The 14073-nt window shown below is 55.5% G+C and carries 11 protein-coding genes; 4 read left to right on the plus strand and 7 right to left on the minus strand.

Translation table 11 applies throughout. The features are described from left to right. Positions 1–27: 27 nt before the first annotated feature. Positions 28–1452, plus strand: coding sequence for a dihydrolipoyl dehydrogenase (gene lpdA / locus ACMGGS_RS11130; protein WP_176918029.1), 1425 nt, complete (start codon positions 28–30; stop codon positions 1450–1452). A gap of 158 nt (positions 1453–1610) precedes the next feature. Here lpdA and ACMGGS_RS11135 read toward each other — a convergent pair whose 3' ends face one another. Together ACMGGS_RS11135 and ACMGGS_RS11140 are read right to left on the minus strand one after the other, a co-directional pair. Then, complete coding sequence (locus ACMGGS_RS11135; RefSeq protein ID WP_414166101.1) at positions 1611–2408, minus strand: DUF2950 family protein; 798 nt, start codon at positions 2406–2408, stop codon at positions 1611–1613. Between the two features lie 11 nt (positions 2409–2419). Beyond that, positions 2420–4078, minus strand: a complete 1659-nt coding sequence (locus tag ACMGGS_RS11140; RefSeq protein WP_414166102.1) for a DUF3300 domain-containing protein — start codon at positions 4076–4078, stop codon at positions 2420–2422. A 393-nt stretch (positions 4079–4471) separates the two neighbouring features. On the opposite strand from ACMGGS_RS11140, the gene acnB reads away from it, so the two are divergent. Beyond that, entirely contained in the window at positions 4472–7069 is a 2598-nt protein-coding gene (gene acnB, locus ACMGGS_RS11145; protein WP_414166103.1) for a bifunctional aconitate hydratase 2/2-methylisocitrate dehydratase, read from the plus strand. A 158-nt stretch (positions 7070–7227) separates the two neighbouring features. Then, on the plus strand, positions 7228–7590 hold the full coding sequence (yacL, locus tag ACMGGS_RS11150) for a protein YacL (RefSeq protein ID WP_414166249.1): 363 nt from the start codon (positions 7228–7230) through the stop codon (positions 7588–7590). A 32-nt stretch (positions 7591–7622) separates the two neighbouring features. Here yacL and speD read toward each other — a convergent pair whose 3' ends face one another. The 3 genes from speD to ACMGGS_RS11165 form a co-directional block, all read right to left on the minus strand. Beyond that, entirely contained in the window at positions 7623–8417 is a 795-nt protein-coding gene (gene speD, locus ACMGGS_RS11155) for an adenosylmethionine decarboxylase (protein WP_194207795.1), read from the minus strand. Between the two features lie 20 nt (positions 8418–8437). Further along, complete coding sequence (gene speE, locus ACMGGS_RS11160; protein WP_194207794.1) at positions 8438–9298, minus strand: polyamine aminopropyltransferase; 861 nt, start codon at positions 9296–9298, stop codon at positions 8438–8440. A gap of 114 nt (positions 9299–9412) precedes the next feature. Continuing rightward, positions 9413–9760: a YacC family pilotin-like protein gene (locus tag ACMGGS_RS11165; RefSeq protein ID WP_176918004.1), complete on the minus strand. Its 348-nt coding sequence runs from the start codon at positions 9758–9760 to the stop codon at positions 9413–9415. A gap of 144 nt (positions 9761–9904) precedes the next feature. Between ACMGGS_RS11165 and cueO the strand changes: the two genes are divergently transcribed. Further along, positions 9905–11476, plus strand: coding sequence for a multicopper oxidase CueO (cueO, locus tag ACMGGS_RS11170; protein ID WP_414166104.1), 1572 nt, complete (start codon positions 9905–9907; stop codon positions 11474–11476). 214 nt (positions 11477–11690) lie between these two features. Here cueO and ACMGGS_RS11175 read toward each other — a convergent pair whose 3' ends face one another. Both ACMGGS_RS11175 and ACMGGS_RS11180 read right to left on the minus strand, forming a co-directional pair. Continuing rightward, on the minus strand, positions 11691–12383 hold the full coding sequence (locus ACMGGS_RS11175) for a response regulator (RefSeq protein WP_414166105.1): 693 nt from the start codon (positions 12381–12383) through the stop codon (positions 11691–11693). After that, positions 12373–13998, minus strand: a complete 1626-nt coding sequence (locus ACMGGS_RS11180; RefSeq protein ID WP_414166106.1) for an ATP-binding protein — start codon at positions 13996–13998, stop codon at positions 12373–12375. The genes ACMGGS_RS11175 and ACMGGS_RS11180 overlap by 11 nt, the downstream gene beginning before the upstream one ends. Between the last annotated feature and the right edge of the window lie 75 nt (positions 13999–14073).

The following is a 14073-nucleotide window of genomic DNA, read 5'->3' on the forward strand; positions in this document are numbered from 1 at the left end:
ACCGCCGGAAATCAATAAGAGGTCATGATGAGTACTGAAATCAAAACTCAGGTCGTGGTACTTGGGGCAGGCCCCGCAGGTTACTCTGCTGCCTTCCGTTGCGCTGATTTAGGTCTGGAAACCGTAATTGTTGAACGTTACAACACCCTCGGCGGTGTTTGTCTGAACGTTGGCTGTATCCCTTCTAAAGCGCTGCTGCACGTTGCAAAAGTGATCGAAGAAGCCAAAGCGCTGGCTGAACACGGCATCGTCTTCGGCGAGCCGAAAACTGATATCGACAAGATCCGTACCTGGAAAGAAAAAGTTATCACTCAGCTGACCGGCGGCCTGGCAGGCATGGCGAAAGGTCGTAAAGTGAAAGTGGTTAACGGTCTGGGTAAATTCACCGGGGCGAACACACTGGAAGTGGAAGGCGAGAACGGCAAAACCGTGATCAACTTCGACAACGCGATCATCGCCGCAGGTTCCCGTCCGATTCAGCTGCCGTTCATTCCGCATGACGATCCGCGCGTGTGGGATTCCACCGATGCGCTGGAGCTGAAATCTGTCCCGGAACGTCTGCTGGTGATGGGCGGCGGTATCATCGGTCTGGAAATGGGCACCGTTTACGATGCACTGGGTTCTCAGATCGACGTGGTTGAAATGTTCGACCAGGTGATCCCGGCGGCGGATAAAGACATCGTTAAAGTCTTTACCAAACGTATCAGCAAGAAATTCAACCTGATGCTGGAAACCAAAGTGACTGCCGTTGAAGCCAAAGAAGACGGTATTTACGTTTCCATGGAAGGTAAAAAAGCCCCGGCTGAACCGCAGCGTTACGACGCGGTGCTGGTGGCGATCGGCCGTGTGCCGAACGGCAAAAACCTCGACGCGGGCAAAGCAGGCGTTGAAGTGGACGACCGTGGTTTCATCCGCGTTGACAAACAGCTGCGCACCAACGTGCCGCACATCTTTGCTATCGGCGACATCGTCGGTCAGCCGATGCTGGCGCACAAAGGTGTCCACGAAGGTCACGTTGCCGCTGAAGTTATCGCCGGTAAAAAACACTACTTCGATCCGAAAGTGATCCCGTCCATCGCCTACACTGAACCAGAAGTGGCATGGGTTGGCCTGACCGAGAAAGAAGCGAAAGAGAAAGGCATCAGCTACGAAACCGCCACCTTCCCGTGGGCAGCTTCTGGCCGTGCTATCGCTTCCGACTGCGCTGACGGTATGACCAAACTTATTTTCGACAAAGAAACGCACCGTGTGATCGGTGGCGCGATTGTCGGCACCAACGGCGGCGAGCTGCTGGGTGAAATCGGTCTGGCGATCGAAATGGGCTGTGATGCGGAAGATATCGCGCTGACCATCCATGCTCACCCGACCCTGCACGAGTCGGTTGGCCTGGCGGCGGAAGTGTTCGAAGGTAGCATCACCGACCTGCCGAACCCGAAAGCGAAGAAGAAGTAATCTTCGGATGTGAAAAAAGCGGCTGAATCAGCCGCTTTTTTTATGCGCGTGAACGGCGTTTTGCCGGGATCGGGTCTGAAGACAGAGGCCGCCCAGGTATTCATTTCACAGGCAAGGCATACGGCGTGAAGCCAGACTTACCTGTAGGCCCGGCAAGCTCACGGCTGCACCTGCTGCCATGAGTTATCCAGCGTAAACTGCGTGATGGCTTGCGCTTTGTTTTCGGTCTCTTCCCCCAGGTTCGCCTGATAAACCCGGTCCTGCATATCCACCATAAAACTCATCACCCCGGTCTGACCCCACGTAACGGGCCAGGCGATGAGCGCCACGCCGCTGCCGCTTTCATCCGCCAGAATACGAAAATGATAGCCATGGTAGCCTTCGCCCGGCTGGGAATTGCTGAAGGCCGGGCCAAGCGGGCTGGGGGCCTCGCCGGGCTGAACCGGCCAGTAGAGACCGTCCTGCTGGCCTTCGCTGCTAATCAGCTTGTGCGCCCACATTTTCTTCTGCTGAAAATAGTCCTGTTCCGCATCCACCCAGGCATGCATCGTCTCAATCGCACCCAGTTCGTTGCGCCCGATGGCGCGGGTGAGAATTTCGTCCGCCGCCGCCGCCATATCAAAATGCCAGCCAGCATCGGTTTTAAGCAGCGGGATCGGCAGTTGCCAGTTTTCATCGCCGACGTTGATATGCGCGGTATTATTCTGCTGTTCAATGTGGTGATTCACTTTCCAGTCGCGCAAGAAGCGGGCAACGGCCTGTGGATCGACGCCTTCCGGCGGGAAATAACCCTGCCAGTTTTCACCCAACAGTTGTTCGAGTGCGACCTGATCGTGAGAGGAAATCGCTGTCACCAGCGTGTCGGCGGCCTTTTCAGGCGTGCTGAAGGATTGTTGCGCCTGTGCCAGGACGGGCATCAGCAGCATCAGCGCGCCGAGTAGCGTTACTTTTTTCATATTTCCTCCTCTTAATGGCGACGATGTTCTGCGACGCGTTCCCGGATGGCTGAACGTTGCTCATTGCTGAAATGGTTTTCCAGCCTGCGGCTTTCGCTGCCACGCTGTCGCTGTGATTGCCACGAAGGGGAACGGCTATCGTTACCGCTCAGCGCGTTGGCGCGGCGCTGCTGAACGTTGTCCCGCAACCGCTGGCGCTGCTCCGGCGTGGCGGCGTTCAGACGTTGCTGGACGTTTTCCCGCGCCTGCTGGCGCTGTTCCGGCGTCGCCGAGTTCAGACGCTGCTGGAGACTTTCTTTCACCTGCTGGCGCTGTTCCTGCGTTGACGAATTTAGCCGCTGCCGGGCATTCTCCCGCAGCTGTTGACGTTGTTCTGGTGTCGCGCTGGCAAGGTGTTGCTGAAGCTGCGTTCTGGCAGCATCGCGGCTGGCGTTACTGGTGTCATACCCCCGGTAGTTATTGCGTTGGGCAATTTGCTCAAGCTGTTTTGAGGCAGCCTGACGCTGCGCATCCCGGCTGATTTTAGCCGAAGGCTGAGCGGTTTTATTTTGTAACTGTGAAAGCGCCGCTTGTCGCTGGCCACCGGGGCCAGCCGTTGCGCTTAAACCACCGCTGACATTTACCGGGTGCGCATTATTTATATAAGGCACGCCATTACGGTAAGCCGGGTTATGCTGCCAGATGCGGGTATTGTCGGTCAGATGCTCACCCGTGATCCGGTTGTAATTATTGACGTTAATATTGATGTTATCGCCATTATGGATATAGCCGCCGTTATGGTAATCGTGATCGTCATGATGGTGGTGGTCATCGTCGTGATGATGATGATCGTCATGATCCCAGTCGATACTGCTGAAAAGGGCGTAGGTCGTTGCCACACCCAGGCTGTAGCCGAAGCCTTTGACGAAGCTGTCGGCAAACTGCTGTCCCGGAGGCGGTGGCAGATAGACGGGCGGATATGCGGTATTCGGCCAGGTGCCGTAGACCGTGGTCGGGTTGTAGGTGGGAACATACACCACCTGCGGATCGGCAGGTTCGATTTTGATTATTGTCGACGGTGCAGAATGGACTACCATCGTGGTTCCGCTTTTGGCGGGGCTGGTGTTCGCTGCGCTGGTAACGGTTGGCTCACTGGTGACTTTCTGCTGCGGCGTCGATTTCAGCGTGCCCGTTTGCTGTGCCAGCGCGCGCAGTTTTTGTATTGAATCCATTACGTCCTGCGGCTGTGCCAGAAAGGCATTGCCCAGATTCTCAACCCACTGTGGATCCTGTCCCATCAGTGCCATCAGCTGTGGAAAGGCAACCAGCGATTTCACGCTGGCATCCCAGGGCTGATTTGCAGCGGCCTGAATAGCGGCATCACCCTGTAACGTTGGGTGATCTTTCGACCACTGAACCGCCTGGACCACGCTTGCCGGGTAGGTAGACGCCATCAACACCTGAGACAGCAGAGCATCAGGATAGAGTGCGATCGGCGCAACCCATTGATCGATTTGTGCAGGGGTAAAGGTTGTTGCAGCCGCCGCGGGAGCAGGGTCCGCAGCAGGCGTTGCTACGATCTCGCTGGTGGTGGCTGGCTGGCGGCTTTTTACGTATAACGCCCCGGATGCCGCAAATAATCCCAGGCTGCACGCTAAAGCAATGACGTGTGGCTTAAACGGCAATGTCATTTTTGTCTCCCGGTATCGATAGATACCCGTCAGTAAAGAGCGCCGCGCCGAATGGCGTAACAATGGCGGCAGTATATTCTCCGTTCCGATTGTTTTTTGACGTAAACAGGGATCGGTGCTTAACCTGGCGGGATCCGGACAAATAGAGTGTATACAAACATTGCAAGGCCCCTATTTTTGCCCGACAAAAAGCGGATTTTGCCAGCCGTATATCTCTTTTCACGATTCAGCAAATATTTAATGTTGCTTTTTTGTAAACAGATTAACACACCGCTAAAATCCTGCTATTCTGCCCGTTGCGGTACCGGGCATTTACCCTACAAACTGCTGTCTCACAGGAGCGTGAAGAGAATCGCCTACCGCACTATGACAATGAGAGCGAGGAGAACCGTCGTGCTAGAAGAATACCGTAAGCACGTAGCTGAGCGTGCCGCTGAAGGGATTGTAGCGAAGCCCTTAGATGCAACCCAGATGGCCGGGTTAGTTGAGCTGCTGAAGAATCCGCCTGCTGGCGAAGAAGAATTCCTGTTAGATCTGTTAGAAAACCGTGTCCCGCCAGGCGTTGATGAAGCCGCTTACGTTAAAGCCGGTTTTCTGGCCGCTGTCGCCAAAGGCGAAGCCCAGTCTCCTCTGGTTGCCCCGGAAAAAGCGATTGAACTGCTGGGCACCATGCAGGGCGGTTACAACATCCATCCGCTGATCGAGGCACTGGACAACGACGCGCTGGCCCCGCTGGCCGTTAACGCGCTGTCCCATACCCTGCTGATGTTCGATAACTTCTATGACGTCGAAGAAAAAGCCAAAGCGGGCAATTTACACGCGCAGCAGGTGATGCTCTCCTGGGCAAATGCCGACTGGTTCCTGAGCCGTCCGGCACTGGCCGAAAAAATTACCGTCACCGTCTTTAAAGTGACCGGCGAAACCAACACCGACGATCTCTCCCCGGCACCGGATGCCTGGTCGCGCCCGGATATCCCGCTGCACGCGCTGGCAATGCTAAAAAACGCCCGCGATGGCATCTACCCGGATAAACCCGGCAGCATTGGCCCGATCCAGCAGATCGAAGCGCTCCAGCAAAAAGGCTTCCCGCTGGCCTACGTCGGCGACGTCGTGGGCACCGGCTCTTCGCGTAAATCCGCCACCAACTCGGTGCTGTGGTTTATGGGCGACGACATCCCGAACGTGCCGAACAAGCGCGGCGGTGGCGTGGTGCTGGGCGGCAAAATCGCGCCTATATTCTTTAACACCATGGAAGATGCGGGCGCGCTGCCGATTGAAGTGGATGTTAATAAACTGAACATGGGCGACGTCATCGACGTATACCCGTTCAAAGGTGAAGTCCGTAATCATCAGACCGATGAGCTGCTGGCGACTTTTGAACTGAAAACCGACGTACTGATCGACGAAGTGCGCGCCGGTGGCCGTATTCCGCTGATTATCGGCCGCGGCCTGACCACCAAAGCGCGTGAAGCGCTGGGCCTGCCGCACAGCGACGTCTTCCGCTCTGCGAAACCGGTTGAGGCCAGCAGCAAAGGCTTCTCCCTGGCGCAGAAAATGGTGGGCCGCGCCTGCGGTACCGCCGGCGTGCGCCCTGGCGAATACTGCGAACCGAAGATGACCTCAGTAGGCTCCCAGGACACCACCGGCCCGATGACCCGTGACGAACTGAAAGATCTGGCCTGTCTGGGCTTCTCCGCGGACCTGGTGATGCAGTCTTTCTGCCACACGGCGGCCTATCCGAAGCCGGTTGACGTGACCACCCACCATACGCTGCCGGACTTTATTATGAACCGTGGCGGCGTGTCGCTGCGTCCAGGCGACGGCATCATTCACTCGTGGCTGAACCGTATGCTGCTGCCGGACACCGTCGGCACCGGCGGCGACTCCCACACCCGCTTCCCGGTTGGGATCTCCTTCCCGGCAGGCTCTGGTCTGGTGGCGTTTGCCGCCGCGACTGGCGTCATGCCGCTGGATATGCCGGAGTCGGTGCTGGTGCGTTTCAAAGGCACTATGCAGCCGGGCATTACCCTGCGCGACCTGGTTCACGCCATTCCGCTGTACGCCATCCGTCAGGGCCTGCTGACCGTTGAGAAGAAGGGCAAGAAAAACATCTTCTCCGGCCGCATCCTGGAAATTGAAGGTCTGCCGGAGCTGAAAGTTGAGCAGGCATTCGAGCTGGCGGACGCCTCCGCCGAACGTTCGGCGGCAGGTTGTACCATCAAGCTGGATAAAGCGCCGATCACCGAATACCTGACCTCCAACATTGTGCTGCTGAAGTGGATGATCGCCGAAGGTTACGGCGACCGTCGCACCATCGAGCGTCGTATTCAGGGCATGGAAAAATGGCTGGCCGATCCGCAACTGCTGGAAGCTGATGCCGATGCCGAATACGCGGCGGTGATTGAAATCGATCTGGCGGATATTCACGAGCCGATCCTCTGCGCACCGAACGATCCGGACGATGCGCGTCTGCTCTCCGACGTGGCGGGCGAGAAGATCGACGAAGTGTTTATTGGGTCCTGTATGACCAACATCGGTCACTTCCGCGCGGCAGGCAAGCTGCTGGATGCGCATCAGGGCCAGTTGCCGACCCGTCTGTGGGTAGCACCGCCAACCCGTATGGATGCGGCCCAACTGACAGAAGAGGGCTACTACAGCGTCTTCGGTAAGAGCGGTGCGCGTATCGAAATCCCGGGCTGTTCGTTGTGCATGGGGAATCAGGCGCGCGTGGCGGACGGTGCGACGGTGGTTTCCACCTCAACCCGTAACTTCCCGAACCGTCTGGGTACCGGCGCGAACGTCTTCCTGGCCTCTGCCGAACTGGCGGCGGTTGCGGCACTGATTGGCCGCCTGCCGACGCGCGAAGAGTACCTGAACTCCGTGGCGCAGGTGGATAAGACGGCGGTGGATACCTACCGCTATCTGAACTTCGATCAGCTTGAACAGTATACTGAGAAAGCGGATGGGGTGATTTTCCAGACCGCGGTGTAAGCGTAAGGCTGTTGGCACGCGATAAAACCCTTCCCTGGCGGAAGGGTTTTTTTATTGCATTCCTTGTGTCCGTCCCGCTGTTTTTCTTCCTCCGTGCTGCGATAATTACCCTATTGGCAATGCAGCAGTGGCGCATTGTGATTGCAGAGGAATACATGATGGAATACGAATTTTTGCGCGATGTTACCGGAGTGGTAAAAGTGCGTATGTCGATGGGCCACGAAGTTGTGGGGCACTGGTTTAACGAAGAAGTGAAAGAAAATTTTGCCCTGCTGGATGAAGTGGAGCAGGCAGCGCAAGCGGTTAAAGGCAGCGAGCGCAGCTGGCAGCGTACCGGCCATGAATACACGCTATGGATGGACGAAGAAGAGGTGCTGATCCGCGCCAATCAGCTGGAGTTTTCCGGCGACGAGATTGAAGAAGGAATGAGCTACTACGATGAAGAAAGCCTGTCGCTGTGCGGCGTCGAGGACTTTTTGCAGGTGGTGGCAGCATACCGGGTATTTGTACAGCAAAAATAATTCTGGCGGAGCTTCCCTGCTCCGCGACTTGCTTACACCGCAGGAATATTGCGGCCGTAGTAAATCTCGCGCATCTCTTTCCACAGCAGATCGGTAATCACTTTGCGCTCCTCTGCCGTCAAATCTTCCGGGCGGGTATGGAACATATAGTGCTTAAGATCGAACTCCTTAAGCAGCATTTTGGTATGGAAGATATTTTCCTGATAAACGTTCACGTCCATCATGTCATACAGCGACTTCATATCGTCGGACATAAAGTTCTGGATGGAGTTGATCTCATGATCGATAAAATGCTTCATGCCGTTAATATCGCGGGTAAATCCACGCACGCGGTAATCCACGGTGACAATATCGGATTCAAGCTGGTGAATTAAATAATTCAGCGCCTTGAGCGGGGAAATTACGCCGCAGGTAGATACTTCGATATCTGCACGAAAGGTGCATAAACCGGCTTCCGGATGGCTTTCCGGGTAGGTATGTACGCAGATATGACTTTTATCCAGATGCGCGACGACCGCTTCAGGTAGCGGGCCGGGGTGCTCGGTTTTATCAATTAATTGCGGATCGACTGGCTCTTCGCTGACCAGAATCGTGACGCTGGCACCCTGCGGTTCATAATCCTGGCGGGCGATGTTAAGCACATTCGCGCCGATAATGGAGCAGGTCTCAGAGAGAATTTCGGTCAGGCGGTTGGCATTATAGAGTTCGTCGATATAGGCGATATAACCATCACGCTCTTCTGCCGTTTTGACGTAGCAGATATCGTAAATACAAAAACTCAGGCTTTTGGTCAGGTTGTTAAAGCCATGCAGCTTTATTTTTTTCAATTTTTATCACCCCCTTAGAATCACTGTGCGGACAGTGCGTCTTGCAAATATTGTGGTAAGGCAAAGGCTGCCGTATGAATCGCCGGATTGTAATAGCGGCAGGTGAGAGTCGCCTGATGGAAGCGGGCCTGAATAATCTCGGTGGAGAGTGTGCGCAGCGCCTCGTTGTCAGTCGCCCAGGCGAAGGTCATGATGCCGCCGTAGTAGGTTGGGATCGCCGCCTGATAAAAGCTCACGTCGCTAAAATACTGGCTCAGTTTGCGGTGGCTGCCGATGGCTTCATCCTGCTGGAGAAAACAGACGCCGTTCTGCGCAACGAAAATTCCGCCGGGGTTCAGGCAGCGTTTACAGCCTTCGTAGAACGCTGAAGTAAACAGACTTTCGCCCGGTCCGACCGGATCGGTGCAGTCGGAGATGATCACATCAAACGTTTGCGTGGTCTGGTTAACAAAATTCACGCCGTCGTCGATCACCAGGCTGAAGCGCGGATCGTCATAAGCGCCCGCATTGTGGTTCGGCAAATACTGGCGGCAGAAGGAGACGACGCCCTCGTCGATTTCCACCATCGTGATGGCTTCAATGTTTTTATGGCGCGACACTTCTCGCAGCATGGCACCGTCGCCGCCGCCGATGATCAGTACACGCTTCGCATGGCCGTGCGCCAGCAGCGGAACGTGGGTCATCATTTCGTGATAGATAAATTCGTCGCGTTCGGTGGTCTGCACCACGCCATCCAACGCCATCACGCGGCCAAAGGCGGCGTTTTCAAAAATAATCAGATCCTGATGATCGGTTTTCTCATGGTACAGCACGTTATCCACGGCAAAATACTGACCAAACTGGTCGTGCAGCGTTTCATGCCACCTGTTGTTATCGGTCATGATTTTCTCCCTCGTTAACACCCATGAAAAATGGGCGCAACATAATAGCTAACATTGACCGAGTATGCACGGTCAATGTTTCACCACAAAGAGAATGAGTATAGCGAAGGAAGATTATTTGACGTAGGCGAGCAGGCTGAGGGAATCTTTCGCCAGCGCTTTACATTTTTTGGCGGTAGGAATGCTGATGCCGCTCAGATCGCGGTAGCTGTCTTCACCCAGCGCCTTCATGTTGTACGTTTCGTAGTTACTCAGATCCCACTGGTTCTGCTGGGCAAAGAAAAGCAGCGCCCGACGGATTTGCGTATTAGGTAAGTTCTGGTAGCCGCAGTCATTTTTCAGAAACACAAACACTGCCGTCAGATCGGCCATATCTTCGGCTTCGGACTCGCTAAGCGCATAGCTGTTTGTGGATAATGCCAACAGGGTTCCGAGAACGATTGTTCTGAAAAAAGTCTTCATTATATCTACCACTACTTACGGAAATGCAACGTTAGCACACCTCGGGTCAGGGTGGTGAATTTTATTATCGCTGTTGCGCTTGACGTTCCGGTTAGGGGAGGGTTTAAGCTCAGTAACCTGCCCGCTGAAGATGAGGAAGATACCATGCAACGCCGCGATTTTTTAAAATATTCCGCTGTAATTGGAGCGTTTAGCGCACTGCCTCTCTGGAGCCGGAGCGTGCTTGCCGCTGAACGTCCGGCATTGCCGATCCCGGAACTGTTAACCGCCGATGCGCGCAACCGCATCCGGCTTATCGTCCAGGCCGGGAAATCAACCTTTGGCGAAATTACTGCGCAGACGTGGGGCTATAACGGATCGCTGCTCGGCCCCGCTATTCGCCTGCGTCAGGGGAAAGCCGTCAGCGTGGATATTCATAATACGCTGGCCGAGGAGACCACCGTCCACTGGCACGGGCTGGAAGTGCCCGGCGCAGTCGACGGTGGTCCTCAGGGCGTGATAAAAGCGGGAGAATCGCGTTCGGTGACCTTCACCCCCACGCAGCGGGCGGCGACCTGCTGGTTTCATCCCCATCAGCACGGTAAAACGGGGCATCAGGTGGCGATGGGGCTGGCGGGACTGGTACTCATTGAGGATGACGACAGCCGCCAGTTGCGCCTGCCGCAGCAGTGGGGCATTGATGATGTGCCGGTGATTATGCAGGACAAACGGTTTACCGCCAGCGGCGAAATTGGTTATCAGCTGGATATTATGACCGCTGCCGTCGGCTGGTTTGGCGATACGCTGCTGACCAACGGCGCGCGCTATCCTCAGCATTCCGCGCCGCGTGGCTGGCTGCGCCTGCGTCTGCTGAACGGCTGTAACGCACGATCGCTGAACATCGCCGCCAGCGATAAACGCCCGTTGTACGTTATTGCCAGCGACGGCGGATTGCTGGCCGAGCCGGTGAAGGTCACGGAGCTGCCGATGCTGATGGGCGAGCGTTTTGAAGTGTTGGTCGATACCCGCGACGGCAAGCCGTTTGATTTGCTGACGCTGCCGGTTGACCAGATGGGGATGACGGTCGCGCCTTTCGACCAGCCGCAGCCGGTGCTGCGCGTGCAGCCGCTGCGTATTGCCGCCTCGGGGACGCTTCCGGATGCGCTGGTCAACGTGCCTGCGCTACCCGCGCTTGATAACCTCACTCAGCGTAAATTCCAGCTTTCCATGGACCCGATGCTCGACATGATGGGAATGCAGGCGTTGCAGGAGAAATACGGCGCGCAGGCGATGAGCGGCAGGGCGCACGGCGATATGAATCACGGCAGCATGAATCATGGCGGGATGAATCACGACGGCATGGCCGGGATGCAGCATGGCGGACACGGTTTTGACTTCCACAATGCCAACCGGATTAACGGTAAAGCCTTTGATATGACCACGCCGCTGTTCGCCGCGCAGAAAGGCCAGTTCGAGCGCTGGGTGATTTCCGGCGAGGGCGACATGATGCTACATCCGTTCCACATTCATGGCACCCAGTTCCGTATTCTCTCAGAAAACGGCCGTCCGCCCGCCGCGCACCGTTCCGGCTGGAAGGATACGGTTAACGTTGACGGCGGCGTGAGCGAGGTGCTGGTGCGCTTCGATCATGACGCGCCGAAGGAATTTGCCTATATGGCGCACTGTCATCTGCTGGAGCACGAGGATACTGGCATGATGATGGGGTTTACGGTGTAGCACTTTACTCCAGGCGCTGGCGGCGACAATTATGTTAACGCTGTGCCCTGATGCCCGGTGGCGCTGCGCTTACCGGGCCTACGGTAATGAGATAACGTGTTGATAATGTAGGTTTTGTAGGCCGGATAAGGCGCAGCCGCCATCCGGCAGGCAGGTGGCACCGGACTAACGCCGTACCTCATCGCCAGCCATGTGCTCCACACGTCCGCCTGTTCTATGTCTGCGTCCGGGTGTACATCCGCCGTGGATGGCCAATTTTACCGTACAGCATCTCAACGTTTAAATATCCCGCTTCCACACAGTGTTCAAGATAACGCCGGGCGGTGGTTTTACTTAATCCGGTCTCGCTCACTACCTCGTCCACCGAAAAACAGTGCGTGGCCCGGTCGTTAAACAGTTTCTGCACCCGCGCCAGGGTATTCTCTTCGATGCCTTTATTGCTGTTATCCAGCCGGTAGTTTTTAGCCTGAAGCTGGTACAGCGAATCCACGTTCTGCTGATCGACAATCTTCCAGACCCGCTGCTGCTCGGCGAACTGCACGAAGCGCTCCAGCGACTGACTGAGGCGTTTCCACGACACGGGTTTAAGAATATAGTCGAACGCGCCGTTGCGTATGGCCTGGCTACAGGTGTCCATATCGCTGGCGGCGGTGATGAAAATCACCGTGCAATTGGCGCTTAGCAGCAAAGGGTGACTGATAAGCGTGATGCCTTTGCCATCCGGCAAATAATTATCCAGCAGGACCAGCTGTGGCTGAAGCGCGGTCAGCTTTTCCTGCGCATCGGCCAGTGATGAGGCGATCCCGACCAGCCGCAGGCGAGGATGCTTATTGATGAGATCGGCGTGAAGCTGGGCCAGGGTCGGTTCGTCCTCAATGACAAGTACATCGATAAGTTTATGTTGCATAGTGGGTCTCTTCCAGTTCCTGAGTGGGGTGCCGGGCGGGAATAAATAACGAAAAAATAGCGCCACGCGGCATGTTATCGGCAACTTCGATGGAACCGCCCGCCTGGGTGACGTAGCTTTCAATCAGGTAAAGCCCAATCCCATGGTCGCCACGGGTTTTGGTGGTCATGCCGCGCTCAAAAATTCGCTCGCGGATCTCAGGCGTAATACCGACGCCCCGATCCGCCACTTCGATAATCAATTCGCTGTCGCTGAGTTTAATCAGCACCTCGACCGGCTCATGCGGGAGCGGGGCGCGCTGGGTCGCTTCAATGGCATTATCCAGAAGGTTGCCGATGATAGAGATCAGTTCCGCTTCAGCCAGGCCGGTGAACGGTCTGTCCATTCGACAGGCCGGGTCAAAATTCAGTTCAACGCCTTTTTCCCGCGCGCGTGCCGCTTTGCCCAATAGCAGACCGCACAGTGTCGGCGAGCTAAAGCGTGAGGAGATGAAATCCAGTAGCTCCTGGGCGTGCTCCGACTGTGCCTGAATATAGCGGATAGCCTCGTCATACCGTCCCATATGCAGCAGCCCGGAAAGCGTGGTCATGCGGTTTAGCTGTTCGTGACGCATAATACGCAGGTTATCCACGTAGCGCTTCACCTGACTTAGCTGCGCGCTAAGCGAGTCGATTTCGTTGCGATCGCGAAAGGTAATTACCCATCCCTGCAATGCGCCCTCCAGCATGATCCGAATCCGACTGGCGATCACCGTCAGTTCGTTAAAGCGGCAAATCTCGTCGTGAGTATCCTTCGCCAGCAGCGTCCGCGCAGCGAAGAAAGGAACTGGGGCAATCACCTCGCTGATTAACTGGCCGCGCAGCTCGCGCGCAGGCTGGCTTAAGCCGAGCAGTTTCCTGGCGGCCTGATTAATGACTTCGATCCGCATCTGGCTATCGATAGCGATAACGCCTTCATAAATAGATTCCATCATCGCCTTTTGCTGGCGTACCAGAAGGCCGATTTCCCGTGGCTCCAGGGAGAAAATCTGCTTTTTAATGCTGCGGGTAAAAAACCATGAAAAAACAAACAGCGCAACGAGCAACAGCGCGGCGGCAACCAGGATATTGATCATTTTACTGACGGTGATGGTGTCAAGATAACTGGTGAGATAGCCCACTGACACAATCCCTACTACCTGGCCTGCGGCGTTGAAAATCGGTGCTTTGCTGCGCAGCGAAATGCCCAGCCCGCCTTTACGGATAGTGGTGGTGCTTTTACCGTTGAGCACCTCTTCGTTATCGCCACCGACCAGGGTGGTTCCTACGCGATTCGCATAGACCGAGTGAAAGAGATGCACGCCTTTATTATCACCAATGACAATAAAGCTGGCATCGCTTTGGGTCGCTATTTTTTGCATAAAAGCATGAATGGCCGGGATATCTTTTTGGGCCGTCACCTCAGGCAAGCCGGGAATAAGGGCGATCTCTGCTGCCTGTATTTTGGCGCGTAAACTCATTTCCTGATAGAGCTGCCGGCCAACGTCGATATAATAATAGCTACCCAGCAGAACGAATAGCACTGAGAAAAATGCAACCAGCGAAATAAATAACTTTATCTGAAAGGATAATTTCATTGTTCTCACAACGGTAGCAATAAAGGAATGTAATGTATCACCTTTTTGGCGGAGGTCATGCTTTTTACCAGAAAG

This window comes from Superficieibacter sp. BNK-5, from assembly GCF_047456055.1.
Classification (GTDB): Bacteria; Pseudomonadota; Gammaproteobacteria; order Enterobacterales; family Enterobacteriaceae; genus Superficieibacter.